The sequence below is a fragment of the Rhodopseudomonas pseudopalustris genome (assembly GCF_900110435.1).
GTDB classification, from domain to species: domain Bacteria; phylum Pseudomonadota; class Alphaproteobacteria; order Rhizobiales; family Xanthobacteraceae; genus Rhodopseudomonas; species Rhodopseudomonas pseudopalustris.
This window is the reverse complement of the sequence record NZ_FODT01000013.1, coordinates 102,127-120,662: the sequence shown is the minus strand read 5'-3', so window position 1 is coordinate 120,662 and position 18,536 is coordinate 102,127. Positions and strand designations below refer to the sequence as shown.

At 65.6% G+C, this 18,536-nt stretch carries 16 protein-coding genes; 8 read left to right on the top strand and 8 right to left on the bottom strand.

Going from position 1 to position 18,536, the window contains the following annotated elements:
• The first annotated feature begins 70 nt into the window (after positions 1 to 70).
• From BMY71_RS21180 to BMY71_RS21170, 3 genes are all read left to right on the top strand, one after another.
• Positions 71 to 1,240: a phosphoserine transaminase gene (locus tag BMY71_RS21180; protein WP_092686056.1), complete on the top strand. Its 1,170-nt coding sequence runs from the start codon at positions 71 to 73 to the stop codon at positions 1,238 to 1,240.
• Positions 1,241 to 1,407: 167 nt separating this feature from the next.
• Positions 1,408 to 2,997: a phosphoglycerate dehydrogenase gene (gene serA / locus BMY71_RS21175; protein WP_011504287.1), complete on the top strand. Its 1,590-nt coding sequence runs from the start codon at positions 1,408 to 1,410 to the stop codon at positions 2,995 to 2,997.
• A 226-nt stretch (positions 2,998 to 3,223) separates the two neighbouring features.
• Positions 3,224 to 4,909, top strand: coding sequence for a methyl-accepting chemotaxis protein (locus BMY71_RS21170; RefSeq protein WP_092686084.1), 1,686 nt, complete (start codon positions 3,224 to 3,226; stop codon positions 4,907 to 4,909).
• 182 nt (positions 4,910 to 5,091) lie between these two features.
• On the opposite strand, the gene BMY71_RS21165 is transcribed toward BMY71_RS21170, so the two are convergent.
• Positions 5,092 to 6,447, bottom strand: coding sequence for an esterase-like activity of phytase family protein (locus tag BMY71_RS21165; RefSeq protein ID WP_092686083.1), 1,356 nt, complete (start codon positions 6,445 to 6,447; stop codon positions 5,092 to 5,094).
• A gap of 181 nt (positions 6,448 to 6,628) precedes the next feature.
• Here BMY71_RS21165 and mbfA point away from each other — a divergent pair, with 181 nt between their 5' ends.
• The gene (gene mbfA, locus BMY71_RS21160; protein ID WP_092686055.1) at positions 6,629 to 7,600 is read left to right on the top strand and encodes an iron exporter MbfA; all 972 of its coding nucleotides are present in this window, start codon (positions 6,629 to 6,631) and stop codon (positions 7,598 to 7,600) included.
• 71 nt (positions 7,601 to 7,671) lie between these two features.
• On the opposite strand, the gene BMY71_RS21155 is transcribed toward mbfA, so the two are convergent.
• The 3 genes from BMY71_RS21155 to BMY71_RS21145 all read right to left on the bottom strand — a co-directional run bounded on the left by BMY71_RS21155 (position 7,672) and on the right by BMY71_RS21145 (position 10,676).
• Positions 7,672 to 8,649, bottom strand: coding sequence for a Bug family tripartite tricarboxylate transporter substrate binding protein (locus BMY71_RS21155; protein ID WP_092686054.1), 978 nt, complete (start codon positions 8,647 to 8,649; stop codon positions 7,672 to 7,674).
• 103 nt (positions 8,650 to 8,752) lie between these two features.
• Positions 8,753 to 9,658, bottom strand: coding sequence for a DMT family transporter (locus tag BMY71_RS21150; RefSeq protein WP_041805453.1), 906 nt, complete (start codon positions 9,656 to 9,658; stop codon positions 8,753 to 8,755).
• 172 nt (positions 9,659 to 9,830) lie between these two features.
• The gene (locus tag BMY71_RS21145) at positions 9,831 to 10,676 is read right to left on the bottom strand and encodes a metal-dependent phosphohydrolase (RefSeq protein WP_011504281.1); all 846 of its coding nucleotides are present in this window, start codon (positions 10,674 to 10,676) and stop codon (positions 9,831 to 9,833) included.
• Positions 10,677 to 10,936: 260 nt separating this feature from the next.
• Here BMY71_RS21145 and BMY71_RS21140 point away from each other — a divergent pair, with 260 nt between their 5' ends.
• Positions 10,937 to 11,371 carry a DUF1330 domain-containing protein gene (locus BMY71_RS21140; protein ID WP_011504280.1) on the top strand — a complete coding sequence of 145 codons (435 nt, stop codon included), beginning with the start codon at positions 10,937 to 10,939 and terminating at the stop codon, positions 11,369 to 11,371.
• A 32-nt stretch (positions 11,372 to 11,403) separates the two neighbouring features.
• Here the strand turns inward: BMY71_RS21140 and BMY71_RS21135 are convergent, their stop codons facing one another.
• Positions 11,404 to 12,324, bottom strand: coding sequence for a DMT family transporter (locus tag BMY71_RS21135; protein WP_041806105.1), 921 nt, complete (start codon positions 12,322 to 12,324; stop codon positions 11,404 to 11,406).
• Between the two features lie 113 nt (positions 12,325 to 12,437).
• Positions 12,438 to 12,914: a Cys-tRNA(Pro) deacylase gene (gene ybaK, locus BMY71_RS21130; protein WP_041806104.1), complete on the bottom strand. Its 477-nt coding sequence runs from the start codon at positions 12,912 to 12,914 to the stop codon at positions 12,438 to 12,440.
• A gap of 179 nt (positions 12,915 to 13,093) precedes the next feature.
• Between ybaK and BMY71_RS21125 the strand changes: the two genes are divergently transcribed.
• Positions 13,094 to 13,720: a class I SAM-dependent methyltransferase gene (locus BMY71_RS21125; protein ID WP_011504278.1), complete on the top strand. Its 627-nt coding sequence runs from the start codon at positions 13,094 to 13,096 to the stop codon at positions 13,718 to 13,720.
• Positions 13,721 to 13,744: 24 nt separating this feature from the next.
• Here the strand turns inward: BMY71_RS21125 and BMY71_RS21120 are convergent, their stop codons facing one another.
• On the bottom strand, positions 13,745 to 14,569 hold the full coding sequence (locus BMY71_RS21120) for an aldo/keto reductase (protein ID WP_092686053.1): 825 nt from the start codon (positions 14,567 to 14,569) through the stop codon (positions 13,745 to 13,747).
• A gap of 323 nt (positions 14,570 to 14,892) precedes the next feature.
• Here BMY71_RS21120 and BMY71_RS21115 point away from each other — a divergent pair, with 323 nt between their 5' ends.
• Both BMY71_RS21115 and BMY71_RS21110 read left to right on the top strand, forming a co-directional pair.
• Complete coding sequence (locus BMY71_RS21115; RefSeq protein ID WP_011504276.1) at positions 14,893 to 16,185, top strand: adenylosuccinate synthase; 1,293 nt, start codon at positions 14,893 to 14,895, stop codon at positions 16,183 to 16,185.
• 37 nt (positions 16,186 to 16,222) lie between these two features.
• Positions 16,223 to 17,854, top strand: a complete 1,632-nt coding sequence (locus tag BMY71_RS21110; protein ID WP_092686052.1) for a hypothetical protein — start codon at positions 16,223 to 16,225, stop codon at positions 17,852 to 17,854.
• 248 nt (positions 17,855 to 18,102) lie between these two features.
• On the opposite strand, the gene BMY71_RS21105 is transcribed toward BMY71_RS21110, so the two are convergent.
• Positions 18,103 to 18,321 (bottom strand): hypothetical protein, encoded by a 219-nt coding sequence (locus tag BMY71_RS21105; protein ID WP_011504274.1) that lies wholly within the window; start codon positions 18,319 to 18,321, stop codon positions 18,103 to 18,105.
• Positions 18,322 to 18,536 lie beyond the last annotated feature (215 nt).

Genomic DNA, 18,536 nt, shown 5'->3' with positions numbered 1-18,536 from the left:
CTCAAAGGACTATTCGGAGCGGCGGGACACCTCCCCCCAACGGGAGGCTAGCTATCTGGAAGGATAGAACATGACGACAAAGCCCGCATTGCGGCCCGCTACCCCCAATTTCTCTTCCGGCCCCTGCGCCAAGCGCCCCGGCTGGTCCCCCGAAAAACTCAAGGACGCCCCGCTCGGCCGCTCGCATCGCGCGAAGGTCGGCAAGGCCAAGCTCAAGCTCGCGATCGACCTGACGCGCGAAGTGCTCGAGGTCCCCGCCGACTACAAGATCGGCATCGTCCCCGCTTCAGATACCGGCGCCGTCGAGATGGCGCTGTGGTCGCTGCTCGGGCCGCGCCCGGTCACCACCATCGCCTGGGAATCGTTCGGCGACGGCTGGGTCAGCGACGTCACCAAGGAGCTGAAGCTCAAGGACGTCACCAAGCTCAAGGCGGGCTACGGCGAAATCCCCGACCTCTCCAAGGTCGATTGCAACACCGATATCGTCTTCACCTGGAACGGCACCACCTCCGGCGTCCGCGTGCCGAACGCCGACTGGATTGCGGCCGACCGTGAAGGCCTGACCATCTGCGACGCCACCTCGGCGGCATTCGCGCAGCCTCTGGATTGGCCGAAGCTCGACGTCGTCACCTACTCCTGGCAGAAGGCGCTCGGTGGCGAAGCCGCGCACGGCATGTTGATCCTCAGCCCGCGCGCCGTCGCCCGGCTCGAGAGCTACACGCCGGCATGGCCGCTGCCGAAGATCTTCCGCCTCACCAAGGGCGGCAAGCTCAACGAAGGCATCTTCGAAGGCGAGACCATCAACACCCCGTCGATGCTCTGCGTCGAGGACTACATCGACGCGCTCAACTGGGCGAAGTCGGTGGGCGGCCTCAAGGGCCTGATCGGGCGTGCCGACGCCAACACCAAGGCGATCACCGACTGGAAGGCGAAGACCCCGTGGGTCGACTTCCTCGCCGCCGATCCGGCGATCCGCTCCAACACGTCGGTCTGCCTCAAGGTGGTCGACCCCGCGATCACCGCGCTGTCGCCCGAAGCCCAGGCGGATTTCGCCAAGAAACTGGTCGCGGCGGTCGAGAAGGAAGGCGCGGGTTACGACCTCGGCGCCTATCGCGATGCGCCTCCCGGCCTGCGGATCTGGTGCGGCGCCACGGTGGAAGCCACCGACGTCGCAACGCTGACGCAGTGGTTGGACTGGGCGTTCGAGACCACCAAGGCCGGCCTCGCCAAGGCGGCCTAGTTCTTTACCCTCCCCTGGAGGGGGAGGGTCGACGCACCGCAGGTGCGGCGGGGTGGGGTGAGAGACTCTCCCCACCCTCGGACTCGAATTCCATTTGCACCGCTTTCACCCCACCCCGGCGCGACGCGCCGACCCTCCCCCTCAAGGGGAGGGTAAGGAGACATCCCATGACCGCACCCAAAGTCCTCATTTCCGACGCGCTGTCGGAAGCCGCCGTTCAGATCTTCAAGGATCGCGGTATCGACGTCGATTTCCAGCCGAACCTCGGCAAGGACAAAGAGAAGCTCGCCGAGATCATCGGCAATTACGATGGCCTCGCGATCCGCTCGGCCACCAAGGCCACCGCGAAGATCCTCGAGAAGGCCGCGAAGCTCAAGGTGATCGGCCGCGCCGGCATCGGTGTCGACAACGTCGAGATTCCGGCTGCGACCGCCAAGGGCGTGATCGTGATGAACACGCCGTTCGGCAATTCGATCACCACCGCCGAGCACGCCATCACCATGATGCTGTCGCTGGCGCGTGAGATCCCGGCGGCCGACGCTTCGACCCAGGCCGGCAAGTGGGAGAAGAACCGCTTCATGGGCGTCGAGATCACCGCCAAGACGCTCGGCGTGATCGGCTGCGGCAATATCGGCTCGATCGTCGCCGATCGCGCGCTCGGCCTGAAGATGAAGGTGATCGCGTTCGACCCGTTCCTTTCGCCGGAGCGTGCCCGGGATCTCGGCGTCGAGAAGGTTGAACTGGAAGACCTGTTCAAGCGCGCCGACTTCATCACGCTGCACACCCCGCTCACCGACAAGACCAAGAACATCATCGACGCGGCTGCGATCGCCAAGATGAAGAAGGGCGTCCGCATCATCAATTGCGCCCGCGGCGGTCTGGTCGACGAGCAGGCGCTCGCCGAGGCGCTGAAGTCGAAGCAGGTCGCCGGCGCCGCTTTCGACGTGTTCTCCGAGGAGCCGGCCACGACCAACGTTCTGTTCGGCCTGCCCAACGTGATCTGCACCCCGCATCTCGGTGCCTCGACCACTGAAGCGCAGGAGAACGTCGCGCTGCAGGTCGCCGAGCAGATGTCCGACTATCTGCTCAGCGGCGCGATCACCAACGCCGTCAACTTCCCGTCGATCACCGCCGAAGAAGCGCCGAAGCTGAAGCCTTTCATCGAACTCGCCGAAAAGCTCGGCTCGTTCGCCGGCCAGCTCACCGACAGCGGCATCACCAAGGTCACCATCACCTATGAGGGCCATGTCGCCGAGATGAAGATCAAGGCGCTGACCTCGGCGGTGCTGTCGGGTCTGCTGCGGCCGATGCTGGGCGACATCAACGTCGTCTCCGCGCCGGTGATCGCCAAGGAGCGCGGCATGGTGGTGGACGAAGTCGTCCGCGCCGCCGAGAGCGACTATGAGAGCCTGATCACGCTGAAGGTCGCGACCGAAAAGCAGGAGCGCTCGGTGTCCGGCACGGTCTATGCCGACGGCAAGCCGCGGCTGGTCGACATCAAGGGCATCCGCGTCGACGCCGAGTTCGGCAAGTCGATGATCTACGTCACCAACGAGGACAAGCCGGGCTTCATCGGCAAGTTCGCGAGCCTGCTCGGTGATGCGAAGGTCAACATCGCGACCTTCAACCTCGGCCGCCACAGCCAGGGCGGCGACGCCATCGCGCTGGTCGAGGTCGACGGTCCGGTGCCGGCCGAGGTGATCGCCCAGGTCCAGGCGCTGCCGCCGGTCAAGCAGGCCAAAGCGCTGGTGTTCTGAGCATCAGCGCCGCTTTGCAGCGGCTGATCGTCAAAAATATCGATCCCTCCCCATCCGGGGAGGGATTTTTTTTGTCTCTGATTCATCTTGCAAATTACAACGTATGTTCGCTGAGTGGAATTTCTACAACCTTTACGGTAATAATCCGAAAAGTTCTCAACCCTTAGTCTCCGCGCCGGGAAACGTTGCCCTAGGGAGGGTACGACGTGCCATGCGGAGGCAACAGGTGAAATTCAGCAATCTTCGGATTACCCCAAAACTCGCCATTCTCGTCTCGGTCGCGATGATCGGCCTATGTGCGGCGGGCGTCTATGCCGGCAACATGATGAAGCAGGAACTGCTCGCGGCGCGTATCGAACAGACCAAGTACTTCGTCGACATGGGCCGCAACACCGCATTGGCGTTGCAGAAGGAAGTCGGTGTCGGCCAGCTCACCAAAGAGCAGGCGATGGCCGAGCTCACCCGTCGCTTGACGTCCATGACGTTCGACAGCGGCAACGGTTACTTGTTTGCCTATGGCTATGACGGCATTGCCATTGCTGCGCCGGACAAGAAGGCGATCGGTCAGAATTTCCTCAACTACGCCACCGGCACCCGCTATTTGCTGCGCGAGATGCGCGAGGGCGTGACCTCCAAGGGCGAGGTGACGCTGTACTATGATTTCCAGCGCCCCGGTTCCGAGGAACTGCGCCGCAAAGTGTCCTACGCTGTTGCCATACCGGGTTGGAATATGTTGATCGGCTCCGGCGCTTATCTCGACGATCTCGACGCCCGGCTGATGTCCATCGTCTGGGCGCTGGTGGCGGCGATTCTCGGCATCGGCGTGGTGTGCGGCGCGATCGCCTGGGTCATCGGCCGTTCGATCACCCGGCCGTTGGCGATGCTCGGCGACCGGATGCAGTCGCTCGCCGAAGGCCAGCTCGACGCCGATATTCCGGGCACCGATCGCGGCGATGAAGTGGGCGCGATGGCCAAGTCGGTGCAGGTGTTCAAGGACAACGCGATCCGCATCCGCGGCTTGGAGCAGATCGAAGCCGAGACACAGCAGCGCGCCGCCGAAGAACGCCGCCGCACCATGCTGGAGATCGCCGGCGACTTCGAGCGCAGCGTCAGCGGCATCGTCGGCTCGGTGGCCACCGCCGCCCGCAACATGCAATCGACGGCGCAATCGATGACGGCGACCGCCAGCGATGCTTCGGCGCGTGCTGCGACGGTGGGATCGGCGTCGCAATCGACCTCGACCACCATCGGCACGGTGGCGGCGGCGGCCGAAGAACTGTCGAGTTCGGTCGGCGAGATCGCGCGCCAGGTGGCGCAGTCGCGCGAAGTCGCCAGCAAGGCGGTGATCGACGCCGAGCAGACCAATGCCACGGTGCAGTTGCTGTCGACGGGCGCCGAGAAGATCGGCGAGGTGGTGCAGCTCATTCACTCGATCGCGTCGCAGACCAATCTGCTGGCGCTGAACGCCACCATCGAGGCGGCGCGGGCCGGCGAATCCGGGCGCGGTTTTGCGGTGGTCGCCTCAGAAGTGAAGGCGCTCGCCAGCCAGACCGCCAAGGCCACTGAAGAAATCTCCTCGCAGGTCGCGGCGATGCAGACCTCGACCAACGATGCGGTGCAGTCGATTTCCGGTATCGGAGCGACCATCGCGAAGATGAGCGAGATCACGGTGGCGATCTCCGGCGCCGTGGAAGAGCAGGGCGCGGCGACCCGCGAGATTGCCCGCAACATCCAGTCGGTGGCGGCCGGGGCCAACGAGGTTCATGATCACATCGGCGGCGTCGCTTCGGCGGCGGAAGCCACCGGTCAGGCCGCGTCCGAAGTGTTGTCGAACGCCCGCGATCTGGACAGTCAGTCCGGCATCCTGCGCGCGGCGGTCGATCAGTTCCTCGACAAGGTGCGCGCGGCGTAAGCGCCAGGTGGCTCTTTCCTTCTCCCGTTGTGGGAGAAGGTGGCGCGGGCGGAGCTTGGTCGAATGAGTTTGGCTGGATGAGCTTGGCCGGATGAGGGGGCAATGCAATGTCCCCTCATCCGGCAGCCTTCGTCTGCCACCCTCTCCCACAAGGGGAGAGGGAAGCCGAGGTGCGGTCGCGCTTACTTCGCCTTCAGGAAATCCGCGACTTCGAGCAGCACGAACTCGTTGTCGTCGGCCTTGTTGGGATCGCGGCTCGACGAGAACGGCAGGTTGTTGTCGTTGCCGACGATGATGTGACGATCGTCGACCTTGTCGACGTTCTCGATGGTGAAGAACGGGAAGGTCAGCGCGCCGTCGTTGAGCGGCTTGCGCGCCTTCTTGTTCGGGTCCTTGATCTTCATCAGGTCGATGTAGCCGATCTTGCGAACCGGCTTTCCGGCATTGGCGTCAGTGAGTTCGATCTTCACCACCCGCTTGAACTTGGCGAGGTCGTGGAAGCAGTCGGTGCCGCGCTGGCCTTCCGGACAGGCCTTGTCCTTGGTGCCTTCGCCGTTGTCGCGTTCGATGATCAGCCCGTGGGTGGCGTCGATCATGTTGAAATCGCCGATCGCGTTGCCGTTCTGCTCGAACACGTACTGCCAGGAGCGGCCGGTGAACTTCTCCGCGGCGACGTCGAATTCGAGAATCCGCGCGGCCTCGACGCCGTCCTGCTTCTCGATGTCCTTCTTGTCGAGATCGGTCAGCGCGCCCTCGAACAGCGGATACAGGAACTTGCCGTCGGTCGACGCCGCGAAGCCCTCGAAGCCCTTCGAGCGGCGCAGGTTGACGCCGCTATAGGTCGCGCCCGGCCCGCCCGGCGACTGGATCGACCAATGCTCCGGCGACTTCACCGGCTTGCCGTCGACCAAAGTCTCGAACACCGCCAGAACCTTGCCGGATTTGTCGGTCTTCAGGATGTAGGGCCCGAACTCTTCGCCGATCCAGAAATGGTCGCCGATGATCTGAAAGCCTTCGGTGTCGAAATCGGCGCCGGTCAGATAGCGTTTGGCGCTGTCCTCGTGGACGATGCGGAACGGCACCTTCTTGTCGGGGTCGTGCAGGAAGATGGTCTCCTGCCGCTCCACCTTGCCGTTCGCCCAATCGATCTTGTGACGGTTCAGATACAGCATCGAATCGGCGGAGTTGTAGCGCGAGCCGAAGCCATTGTCGGTCAGCACCCAGAACGAGCCGTCGGGCATCGTCTTGATGCCGGAATGGCCCTGCAGCGGCTGGCCCTTGAACGGCACCGACACGCCGGTCGGCCGGCCATAGGACTTGCCCTCGACGCTGCCCAGCGCCTCGACACGTTTGCCGGTGGTGTACTTGCCGGCGTTTTTCAGATCGGCGGGCGCGTCGGCCGGCGCGTCGACGAACGACGTCGCCGGCAGCACCGCGTGACCTGCCAGCGTGGCCGGAAACTCACCTTCGGATTGCGCCAGCGCGGCGGATGATGCCAGCGCCAGAACCGCGACGGACCCGAGCAACAGTTTTCGCATGAAGAGCTCCTGTGATTGATCGCCGGACTTGTGGCGGCGCTGGATCACAGGCGGCTGACGTTTCAATGAAGCCGCGATGACGATGCCTGCGGCGAATGGCGCATGCGGCGGCGCATTTTGACAGCGGGAACGACCGGGACTATGGATTAGAACCGTTCTAAATTACCGTAGGCTACAGCAGATGAAGGCGTTTTCCGACCTGACCGAGCGCGAAATCCTGGCCGTTGCGATCGCCGGCGAGGAGGAGGACAGCCGAATCTATCTCGCCTTTGCCGAGGACCTCGCCGAGCGTTATCCGGATTCGGCGCGCGTGTTCACCGAAATGGCGCAGCAGGAAAAGGGCCATCGCCACATGCTGCTGCGGCTCTACGAGGAGCGCTTCGGGCCCGATCTGCCGCCGATCCGGCGCGAGGACGTCAAGGGGTTCATCAAGCGCCGACCGATCTGGCTGACGCGCAACCTGCCGCTCGAACGCATCCGCAAGGAAGCGGAGACCATGGAGTTCGAAGCGCAGCGCTTCTACGAGCGCTCCGCCGAGCGCGCCACCGATGTGCGGATCCGCAAGCTGCTCACCGATCTGGCCGAATTCGAGAAACGCCACGAGCAGCGTGCGTCGCAGCTGACCGATCGGATTCTCACGCCCGACGCCCGCGGCGCGGAGGATCAAACCGCGCGCCGGATGTTCGTGCTGCAATACGTCCAGCCGGGCCTCGCAGGACTGATGGACGGCTCGGTGTCGACGCTGGCGCCGCTGTTCGCGGCGGCCTTCGCGACACACCAGAACTGGCCGACCTTCCTCGTCGGCCTCGCGGCCTCGATCGGCGCCGGCATCTCGATGGGTTTTGCCGAAGCCTTGTCCGACGACGGTTCGATGACCGGGCGCGGCTCGCCATGGCTGCGCGGCAGCATCTGCGGATTGATGACGACGATCGGCGGCCTCGGCCACACCATCCCGTATCTCGTGCCGGACAGTTGGGCCAACGCGTTCTGGATCGCCACCGCGATCGCCGGCCTCGTGGTGTTCGTCGAACTCTGGGCGATCGCCTATATCCGCGCCAAATACATGGACACACCGTTCCTGCAGGCGGTGTTCCAGATCGTGCTCGGCGGCGTCATCGTGCTGGCGGTGGGGATATTGATCGGCGGCGCTTAGCTCGCGATCCCGAAAACTCGACATACCCGGGTCAAGCCCGGGCATGTCGACCTATTCGTCGGAAAGCCGCCTTACTGCTTCTCGATTCCCGCCTCGCGCACCAGCCGCTCCCACAGCACGAGCTGATCGTCGACGAATTTGCCGAGCTGTTCCGGCGTGCCGGAGAAGGCCTCCATGCCGAGGGTGGCGAGCTTGGCTTTGGTCTCGGGGTCCTCGACGATCTTGCGGATCTCGGTGTTGAGCCTGGCCACCACCTCCTTCGGCGTGCCGGCCGGCGCGAAATAGCCCTGCCACGAGGTGATGTCGAAATCGGGGACGCCGGCCTCCTGCATCGACGGCAGATCGGGCACCAGCGGCGAGCGGTCCTTGGTCGTCACCGCGAGCGCGCGCAGCGCGCCGCCGTTGACGTGCGGCAGGCCGGTGAGCACGTCGGTGAACATCATGGTGATGCGCCCGCCGATGACGTCGTTCATCGCCGGCGGCGAGCTTTTGTACGGCACGTGCAGAAGATCGATCCCGGCTTTGCGGGCGAAGGTCGCGCCCGAAACGATCGCCGACGACGAGCCGGAGGCGTAGGTCAGCTTGCCCGGATTGGCCTTGGCGTAGGCGACCAGTTCGGTGACGGTCTTGGCCGGCACGTCCGGATGCACCACCAGCATGAACGGCAGGTCGCCGGTGCGCGCCACCGGCGCGAAATCCTTCACCGGATCGTAGGTCAGGTTCTTCAGCAGATACGGGTTGGCGGAATGCGTGGTGTTGGTGGTGACGAACAGCGTGTAGCCGTCCGGCTGGGCGCGGGCGACATAGGCCGCGGCGATCATGCCGTTGGCGCCGGCCTTGTTCTCGATCACCATGCTGACGCCGAGCGCCTGGCCGAGTTTCTGCGAGATGATGCGCGTCGTCGTGTCGGTGCCGCTGCCGGCCGCGAACGGCAGCACCAGCGTGATGTTGCGGTTGGGGTAGGCTGCATTCTGCGCGGTCGCCTGCGGCGCGGCCGCGATCGTCGCAGACAACACAGCAGCCGCCAGCGCGGCGCGGATAGCTCGCATCGGTTTCCTCCAGGAACGGTCTTGTTCTTAGTTCGGCAAGACTGCGCGAAACGGCGGCAAAAGGCGAGGGGAGAGCGGCGGTTTCAATGCCTGACCACGAGGTTCACCGCCGTGCCGCGATGAACACGCCTGCAATCACCATCGCGTAGCCCGCGAGGTGGAATAATTCCGGCTTCTCGCCGAGCAATACGATCGCCATCACCGAGCCGAACAAAGGCATCATATGCAGGAACGGCGCCGAGCGGTTCGGCCCGATCAGCTCGACGCCGCGGTTGAAGCACAGATAGGCGAGCGCCGACGGGAAGATCACGACATAGGCCAGCGACGCCGCGGTCACCCAGTCGGCGCTCGGCCTGATCCCGGCGGCGAATTCCCACACCGCCAGCGGCAGCAGCAACAGCGCGCCGCCGGCGGTGGTGACGACGATCAGCGACAGCGGATGCGTCACCGGCCGCTTCGGCATCATCGCCGAGTAGATTCCGAAGGCGCACAGCGCAGCCGCGACCATCAGGTCGCCGCGGTTGAGTTCGATCCCGGCCAGCGCCAGCAGGTCGCCGCGCAGGATGATGGTCAGCACGCCGAGCAGCGACAGCGCGACTCCGATCGCTTGCGTCCAGGTCAGCCGCACACCGAACAGCAGCAGCGACCACAGCGCCACGAACAGCGGCCCCGACGATTGCAGCAGCAGTGCGTTCAGCGCCTGGGTATATTGCAAGCCCCAATAGGACAGCACGTTGTTGATCGCGAAGCCGGTGGCGGACAGCACGATCATCAGCACCCAATGCGTCCGCAGTTTGCGCCAGTCGCGTCGCAGGTGCGGCCAGGCGAACGGCAGCAGCAACAGCATCGCGCCGATCCAGCGTACGCAGGACAGCGTCACAGGCGGCACGTGGCCGGCGACGGCGCGTGCGAGCACGATGTTGCCGGCCCAGAACAGCGAGGTCAGGCTGAGCAGCAGATAGGGCTGGTGAGCGAGCCAGCCGAAAGCCGTGCGGAACAGGGAGATCAAGCGGCGGCGATCTGTTCGAGTGAGGCGCAGCCATGCCTGAAAAACGAGCCCCGGCAAAGAGCCGCCGCGGAATGCAGGCCATGCTCGGGCCGCGCGCGTGAGCCGCCTTTCGCCGCCCACCCCGTCATTCCGGGGCGCGCCCAGCGCGAACCCGGAATGACGGTGGGTGGCGCTACTTCTGCGGCCCCGACAGTCGGATGTCGCGTTCGGCGCGGAAGACGTTGCTGTAGAGGTTGGCGATCCATTGCCGGCCGCCGGCGGTGACGTTGAGATAGCGGATCGCGGTCTGTATGTGCGGGGCGACGTTGTTCCAGTAGAACTGCGGATACAGGTTGATCAGGTCGGCCGGCGAGCCGTAGCCGAGCTGGCGGTTCAGCCCCGCCTCCTCGAATTCGTAGTACAGCGCGTTGGTCTTGCGGATGTAGGCCGGGTCGCCGAGTTGGCCGATCAGATCGGCGGCGCGCAGCAGTGCGGCCTCTTCCTCGCAGCATTCGCCGTCGAGCGGCATTTGCGGCGGGAACCGCGTGCCCTCGATCGCGCAGGCGATCCGCTTGGCGTCGAGTTGCGCGATGCCCCCGATCCGCTCCAGCACGAACAGCTTCGAGCGATCGACGTGCCACGGCAGCATCGACGCGTCGGAGGCCCCGCGTGGCAGCGTCACCTTGCGGCCATCGGTGCCGACCACATAGCCGTCCTCGCCGTCGGCCTCGAACAGGCCACGGACATAGCCGATGTCGTGGGTGAGGCAGCCGATGATCAGATGCGCGTAGTCCTCGGCCGGCATGTGCGTATGCAGGGCGCGGCCGCGCAGGATGTGGTGGCCGGCCAGTGTCACCAGCATGGTGTGCTCGACATTGTGATACAGCGCGTCGCTGTTGCCGATGCATTCCAGCGCGATCCGCGCCACCGACGGCACGATCTCGGTGAGATGCGCCTCGGACGCGCCGTAGCGCTTGCGCATGTACTTGCCGAGGAAATTGCCGAGCGCATCGGCGGCCAGTGCCGGAACCGTGATCATGTCGATCGCCTCCTGCCGTCGGATTGTTCCATGATCGCGGCGGCTCGGCAATTGCGGCGATGCCGTAGTCCGGCCCTGCGTCAGAAATTGCTACCGCGCCGCCCCCGATCCACGGCATTCTGCCGGCGCCGAGAGCCGGTCGACCGTGAGCCCGAAAAGTGGACTCCGGTTTTCGGAAAAGATCATGCTCAAACAACAAGCTGAAGCGGGATGACGATCTGACGATGAGTCATCCTGCGCTAACGGACAGGGAAGCGACGATGGGCATCGAGCATCTGAATATCGAGGGGTTGAAGGAGCTGGAGCGCGAGGATCGCGGGCCGGTGGTGATGGTCAATTTGATGCGGTTCAACGAAAGCGGGGGCGACGGCGACGCCTCCGGCTGGGACGCCTATCTGCGCTACAGCACGCTCACTGTTCCGATGATCAAGGCGCGCGGCGGCACGCTGTTGTGGACCGGCACCGCCAAGGCGATCGCCCTCGGCCGCGACGACGGCCGGCATTGGGACTATCTGGCGCTGGTGTATTACCCGTCGATCGAGGCGTTTCTCGACATGATGAACTCGGCCGAATACGAACTCGAATGCGATCCGCATCGCCGCGCCGCCTGCGCCGACCATCTGATCATCTGCACCCGCGAATCGTACAGCAAGTTCGGCATCTCCTCACCGCGGCAGGATACCCTTTCGGAGTAGCGCGGCCGCGTCGTGCGCGGGAAAACAGCCCGTCAGGCTGAAGGCGCCGCGGGCTTCCTCGCGGCGACCACCACGCCGGCCAGCACCATCGCGTAGCCGATCGCGTGGTAGAGGTGGGGCTGTTCGCCGAGGAACAGGATCGCCATCGCCGAGCCGAACACCGGGATGAGATGAAAGAACGGCGCCGAGCGGTTGGCGCCGATCAGCCGGACGCCGCGATTGTAGCAGAGATAGGCCAGGATCGACGGGAAGATCACCACATAGGCCAGCGACGCCGCATTGGCGACGTCGAGCGCCGGCGCCGGCCGCACCGTCAGCTCCCAGATCAGCAGCGGAATCAGAAACAGCGCGCCGCAGCCGAAGGTGAAGGCGAGGAACGACAGCGCGTGCATCGCCGGCCGCCGCTGCGTCAGCGTGGTGTACAGGCCGAAGGTCGCGAGCGCGCCGATGAACATCAGATCGCCGCGGTTGAGATCGATCGCCGTGATCTGGGCGAGGTCGCCGTGCAGGATGATCACCACGACGCCGGCCATCGACGCCATGATACCGAGCGCCTGCGTCAGCGTGAGCCGCGCGCCGAGCACGATCAGCGCCCAGATCGCCACGAACAGCGGCGCGGTCGACTGCAGCAGAAGGATATTGAGCGCTGTGGTGTATTGCAGCGCGGTGTATTGCAGCGTGTTGAAGGTCGAGATCCCGATGATCGAAATCGCGACCATGACGACGAGGTGTTTGCGGATCACCTTCCAGTCCGCGATCAGGTGCCGCCATGCAAACGGCGCGACCAGCAGGAAGGCGAAGGCCCAGCGCAGGAACGACAGCGTCACCGGTGGGAAATGCCCGGCGGCGGCGCGGCCGACGATGGCGTTGCCGGCCCAGAACAGCGAGGTCAGGCTGAGCAGGAGATAGGGCTGGTCGGTGAGGCGCGCGAAGGGATGGGGAGCGGAGGGCACGTTTTGACTGCTCTGCTGGAGGGGAGGCGACTTGTGCCGAAAATCGCCGCCGCCGCAAGTCCACCCGCCGAATTCGTGCCATGCGACGCCGCTGTTCCGCGGCCCGGCTGGGTTCAATCCGCGGCGATCGGCTTCGCCACGGCGTCGAGCGCCTTCACGGCGTCGTTGGGGTCGATCTCGATCTGCAGCCCGCGCTGGCCGCCGTTGAGGTACACGGTGGCCTCGCTGAGGGCCGCTTCGTCGATCGCGACCGGCACCCGCTTCTTCTGGCCGAACGGCGAGATGCCGCCGACGTGATAGCCGGTCAGCCGCTCGGCGTCGGCCGGCTTCATCATCTTCGCGCTCTTGCCGCCGAGTGCGCTGGCGAGCTTCTTCATGCTGACTTCGCGGTCGGAGGCGATCACCGCGCAGACCGGCTTGCCGTCGAGTTCGGCCATCAGCGATTTCAGCATCCGCCGCGGCTCGACGCCGAGCGCCTCGGCGGCGGCGAGTCCGATCGAGTCCGCATCGGGATCGTAGTCGTAGGCGTGCAGCTTGAACGCGACGCCGAGCTTCTCGAGCGTCTGGGTCGCGCGGGTGGATTTCGACATGGCCGGACTCGAACGAATTGATCCTGTGGCGGCGCGCCGCAGCGCCATGACGCTGATCTAGCAATGGTTGCTTGCGGCCGGCAATCGCCGAATCCGTTCGGATCGCTGTACGGCCTTCGGCTCGGTTCCCAGTGGCATGCGCCTGCGATAGATGAAGGCTGGCGTGAAAGGCTCGAGGCATGACCGACCGCAACGACAGCCAATTCTGGGACCGGGTGGCCGATCGATATGCCGCGCGGCCGATCAAGGACGTCGCTGCCTACGACGCGATGCTGGCGGATGCGGCCTCGCGTTTGACGGCATCGGACCGCGTGCTGGAGATCGGCTGCGGCACCGGCGGCGCGGCGATCCGCCTCGGCCCCTGCGTCACGCACTGGACCGCCACCGACGCGTCGTCGGAAATGATCCGGATTGCGCGATCGAAAGCGGCGCCCGACAATGTGACCTTCACGGTTGCAGACGCGACGCCGACCGGTGAGGGCGCGCCTTACGATGCGGTGTGCGCCTTTCTCATCCTGCATCTCGTCCCGGACATGCGCGCAACGCTCGCTGCGATTCACCGGCAGCTGAAGCCCGGCGGCCTGCTGATCAGCAAGACCTATTGCGTCAGGGACATGAACATCCTGATGCGCCGTGGGGTGATCCCCGCGCTCCAAGCCTTCGGCGTCGTTCCGCGGTTCGCCGTGCTGAGCGCGGCGGATCTCCGCCGGGCCATCACCGAAGCCGGCTTCGTCATCGAAACCGCGCGCACCTTCGGCGCCAATCGTCACGCCCACTACATTGTCGCGCGCAAATCAGCGCAATGATCGCGGGCGTGGCGCCGGCGCGACCTACTCCGGGTCCCATTCCGGCGCGAACGCCGGCTTGACGAAGCGCTGATCCTTCGGGAGCTTGGCGATCAAGGCGCGATCGTCCTGGTCGAGCCTGACGCTCAGCGCGCCGAGATTGCTCCTCTGGCTGGCTTCGCTGCGCGCCTTCGGGATCGCCAGCACGCCGTCCTGTTCGAGCAGCCAGGCCAACGCGATCTGGGCCGCGGTGGCGTTGTGCTTGTCGGCGATCTGTTGCAGTTCCGGATAGGACGCGAGCCGGCCCTGCGCCAGCGGCGCATAGGCGGTGAGCGGCACGCTTTTGCTCTGCGCATAAGGCAGCAGCCGGTTCTGGCTGAGCAGCACGTGATACTCGACCTGATTGCAGGCGATCGGCGCTTTGATGTCCTCGACCGCCTGCTTCAGCAGCGCGACCGGGAAATTGCACACGCCGATCGCGCGGGCGCCGCCCTCGGCCTTGATTCGCATCAGCGTCTCGAGGGCGGCGGCGAGGTTCATGTCCGGCGCCGGCCAATGGATCAGGTAGAAGTCGACATAGTCGGTCTTCAGCTTGGACAGGCTCTGGTCGAACGCCTTGCGGATCGCGTCGGGGGCGAGGTTCTGCCACCAGACTTTCGTCGTGACGTGGATTTGCTCGCGCGGGACGTCGGTGTCCTGCAGCGCGTCGCCGACCGACCCCTCGTTGGCGTACATCTCGGCGGTGTCGATGTGCCGATAACCCATCGCCAGCGCGGTCAGCACCGCTTCGTGGCAGTCCTTGCCCTGCAGCTTGAAGGTGCCGAGCCCGAGCTTGGGCACATTCAGGCCCTGCGTTGTCACCGATACCATGTTGGGTGTCGTCTCCACTTCGATCGCCGGGCGGCGGCGCCCGTTCGCCCGATCCAACCAAGCGGCTATGAAAAGCGCCGTCAAGCTTCGCGCCGGCCCGTCGGATTTTCAGGGGAAATCAATGCGTTGGGGGCGCATCCGGCGTCGGATAACGGCCCGTTTCGCTTGCGTCGCAAGCCCGCATCCGTTATCCGATTGATCGCCTCGCACGCGAGCGGCCACGGCCGTGTTTTGGCTTGGCTCTCAGAACGATCAGGCAAGCCGCCGACAGGCGCTCCACGATCGTGCTTTATCCGGTTGAGTTGCAGGGGAACTGCTCGAAAATGGCCAATGTCGTCGTGGTCGGCGCCCAATGGGGCGACGAGGGGAAGGGCAAGATCGTTGACTGGCTGTCGGAGCAGGCCGACATCGTCGCCCGCTTCCAGGGCGGGCACAATGCCGGCCATACGCTGGTGATCAACGGCGAGACCTACAAGCTGGCGCTGCTGCCGTCGGGCGTGCTGCGGCCGTCGAAGCTCGCAGTGATCGGCAACGGCGTGGTGTTCGATCCGCAGGCGTTTCTCGACGAGGTCGAGCGGCTGACCAAGCAGGGCGTCGCGATCTCGCCGGAGAATCTGCGCGTCGCCGAGAACGTCACGCTGATCCTGCCGCTGCATCGCGAACTCGACGCGCTGCGCGAGAACGCCAGCAAGGCGACTTCGATCGGCACCACCCAGCGCGGCATCGGCCCGGCCTATGAAGACAAGGTCGGCCGCCGCGCGATCCGGCTGATGGACCTCGCCGATATCGACACGCTGCCGCACAAGATCGAGCGGCTGCTGACGCATCACAACGCGCTGCGCCGCGGCCTCGGCCTTTCCGAATTCGAGGCGGGCGCGATTCTCAAGGAGCTGACCGCGCTGGCGCCACGGCTGCTGCCTTACGCCGAGACGGTGTGGCGGCTGCTCGACATCAAGCGCCGCGAGGGTAAGCGCATCCTGTTCGAAGGCGCGCAGGGCGCGCTCCTGGACGTGGATCACGGCACTTATCCCTACGTCACCTCGTCGAACACGGTGGCGGCCCAGGCCGCGACCGGGACCGGCATGGGTCCGGGCTCAGTCGGCTATGTGCTCGGCATCTGCAAGGCCTACACCACGCGCGTCGGCCAGGGGCCGTTCCCGACCGAATTGGACAACGAGATTGGCCGCAAGATCGGCGAGCGCGGCCGCGAATTCGGCACCAACACCGGGCGGCCTCGCCGCTGCGGCTGGTTCGACGCGGTGCTGGTGCGCCAGACGGTGCGGACCTGCGGCATCCACGGCCTCGCGCTGACCAAGCTCGACATTCTCGACGGCTTCGATTCGATAGAGGTCTGCGTCGGCTATATGCTCGACGGCAAGGAGATCGACCATTTGCCGGCTGGCGAGGGCGCGCAGGCGCGCGTCGTGCCGATCTACGAGACCATCGAAGGCTGGAAGGAACCGACCGCCAACGCGCGTTCGTGGGCAGACCTGCCGGCGCAGGCGGTGAAATATGTCCGCCGCGTCGAAGAGCTGGTCGGCTGTCCGATCGCGCTGTTGTCCACCAGTCCCGAACGCGAGGATACAATTCTGGTGCAGAATCCCTTCGAGGCTTAATAAGATGTTACCGAACGACATCGAAACTTGAGTCAAGATGGCTGATTACTATCCGCTGATTGCGCGCGCCATATCCGGCCTGGACCCCAGTGCTCCGGGAGAGCAGCGCCGTGCGATCTACGAGCGGGCCCGCGCGGCCTTGATCGCGCAACTGCGCGGCGTCCAGCCGCCGCTGACCGAATCCGAGATCACCCGCGAGCGGCTGGCGCTCGAAGAGGCGGTGCGCAAGGTCGAGTCCGAGGCCGCGCAACGTTCCCGCGACGCCTCCCGCGCCGAGCTGAAGAATCGCCGGCCCGCCGGCGAGGCCGCGCGTCCGGGCGACGCGCTGCGGGCGTCGAGCCGCGCGCCGTCGCGCCCGGGCGATCCGCCGCCGCAGGTCAGCCGCGCGCCGTTGCCACCCGGCGCGGCCCAGGCCGAACCGGAGTCGCCGGTGCGCCCCCGGTCGCAGTCGCCGGCGCCGCCGCCGCCGCGTGAAGACCGTCCGCAACGCAATCTGCGGGTCGATCCGCCGCCGATCCCGCCGGAGCCCGGCCGCGAGCGCCCTGCGGTGCGTCGTCCGGATCAGGGCCAGGGTGCTGGCCAAGGTCCAGGCGCTGGCCAGGGCGCCAATCCGGCCGCCGACAATGGGCTGCGCGGCTTCCGCGACGTCACCGCGGATCTCGACGATATCGGCCGCGCGGCCGCGCAGGCCAATCGCTCGGCGCGCAAGACCTACGCCAATGTCGCGCCGTCGCCGGAGTTCGACCGGCTCGAACCGTCGATGGAGAACCGCACCGATCCGGGCGCGCCGTATTCCTATGACGAGTCGATCGACGAGGCGTCGCGCTATGCGCCGCAGCCCGCCACCACGCGACCTCGAATCGAGCCGGATCGCAAGGCTTCGCGCAAGCCGACGCGCAAGCCGTCGCGCTTCCCGCTGCGCAGCGCGTTGGTGATCGGTCTTGTGCTGGTGCTGGTCGGCGCCGGCATCTTGTGGGGGCCGTCGCTGTGGTCGGCGATGCGCGGACTGATGAAGTCGCAGCCCTCGACCGAGACCGCGACCACCACCGCGCCGCCGGCCTCGACCGAGCGGCCGAAGATCACCGACCGCGTCGGCCAGCCTTCGTCGTCGGAAATGGTGGCCCCTGTCGCTCAGCGCGTTGTGCTGTACGACGAGGATCCGTCCGATCCCAAGGGCAAGCAATATGTCGGCACGGTGGTATGGCGCACCGAGCAGATCAAGGGCGCCAGCGCCAAGGGCGGCGCCGACCTCGCGGTGCGCGCCGACATCGAGGTGCCCGAGCGCAAGTTCAAGATGACGATGTCATTCCGCCGCAACACCGACACCTCGCTGCCGGCGAGCCACACGGCAGAGCTGACGTTCATCCTGCCGCAGGATTTCACCGGCGGCGGCGTCGCCAACGTTCCCGGCATCCTGATGAAGTCGAACGAGCAGGCGCGCGGAACGCCGCTGGCCGGCCTCGCGGTCAAGGTCACCGACGGCTTCTTCCTGGTGGGCCTGAGCAATGTCGAGGCCGACCGCGCGCGCAATTTGCAGCTCCTGAAGGAGCGCTCCTGGTTCGACGTGCCGATCGTCTACACCAACCAGCGCCGCGCCATCATTGCGATCGAAAAGGGTCCGCCGGGAGAGCGCGCCTTCTCCGAAGCGTTCGGCGCCTGGGGCGAGTAAGGGCGGCTCACGCCCAGCGTTCGTCATTCCGGGGCGCGTGCAGCGCGCACCCGGAATCCATATCCCTGACATTCGTTGTCGATCGCCGGACGCCCATCATTGCCGTGCCGAAACGCGCGCACTGGGCTGATGGATTCCGGGGCGCTCGCTTGCGCGAGCGCCCCGGAATGACGGCGGTTGTGTCTTTCGAATCAAAACGCGCCGCGAAGACAGCGGCGCGCGAGGATGGGCGTTGGATATTAAGGGAGCTACGGCGCTCCATCGGCGCCGGCGAGCACGGCGTCATGCACCAGCGCACGCGCATCGGTGACGCCGCGTGCGGCGTTCTGCACGATGATCTGCGCCATCACCGCTTTGGTTGCGGGAGTGCGGTGTTCCGTCGCGATCTGCGTGACCGCGATATCAAGCACCTCGCGCAGCGTCGCGACGTACTCGGGATCGAACTTAGGCTGGTCGTTGGCAGTCATCGATGGTCTCCTTCATGTCCAGTCTGCATCATGCCGATGCAATGCGGCTCAAGTGGGTCGGCTGGATGAAGTTGCAGTGACGCAGGCTGATATTTCGGTGAGAGCAATGGTGAGGTTTTCTTAACGTTTGAGAAGTGGCTGCGGCACAGGCGATTCTTGCGAATAGAATTGCATCGCCGGCGCGACGGCCGCGACAACGAGTCTTTTGCGAACGG

Coding starts and splice junctions, on each gene's coding strand:
- BMY71_RS21180 (WP_092686056.1), top strand. CDS start 71: ATGACGACAAAGCCCGCATTGCGGCCCGCTACCCCCAATTTCTCTTCC.
- serA (WP_011504287.1), top strand. CDS start 1,408: ATGACCGCACCCAAAGTCCTCATTTCCGACGCGCTGTCGGAAGCCGCC.
- BMY71_RS21165 (WP_092686083.1), bottom strand. CDS start 6,447: ATGCGAAAACTGTTGCTCGGGTCCGTCGCGGTTCTGGCGCTGGCATCA.
- mbfA (WP_092686055.1), top strand. CDS start 6,629: ATGAAGGCGTTTTCCGACCTGACCGAGCGCGAAATCCTGGCCGTTGCG.
- BMY71_RS21155 (WP_092686054.1), bottom strand. CDS start 8,649: ATGCGAGCTATCCGCGCCGCGCTGGCGGCTGCTGTGTTGTCTGCGACG.
- BMY71_RS21145 (WP_011504281.1), bottom strand. CDS start 10,676: ATGATCACGGTTCCGGCACTGGCCGCCGATGCGCTCGGCAATTTCCTC.
- BMY71_RS21140 (WP_011504280.1), top strand. CDS start 10,937: ATGGGCATCGAGCATCTGAATATCGAGGGGTTGAAGGAGCTGGAGCGC.
- ybaK (WP_041806104.1), bottom strand. CDS start 12,914: ATGTCGAAATCCACCCGCGCGACCCAGACGCTCGAGAAGCTCGGCGTC.
- BMY71_RS21125 (WP_011504278.1), top strand. CDS start 13,094: ATGACCGACCGCAACGACAGCCAATTCTGGGACCGGGTGGCCGATCGA.
- BMY71_RS21120 (WP_092686053.1), bottom strand. CDS start 14,569: ATGGTATCGGTGACAACGCAGGGCCTGAATGTGCCCAAGCTCGGGCTC.
- BMY71_RS21115 (WP_011504276.1), top strand. CDS start 14,893: ATGGCCAATGTCGTCGTGGTCGGCGCCCAATGGGGCGACGAGGGGAAG.
- BMY71_RS21110 (WP_092686052.1), top strand. CDS start 16,223: ATGGCTGATTACTATCCGCTGATTGCGCGCGCCATATCCGGCCTGGAC.
- BMY71_RS21105 (WP_011504274.1), bottom strand. CDS start 18,321: ATGACTGCCAACGACCAGCCTAAGTTCGATCCCGAGTACGTCGCGACG.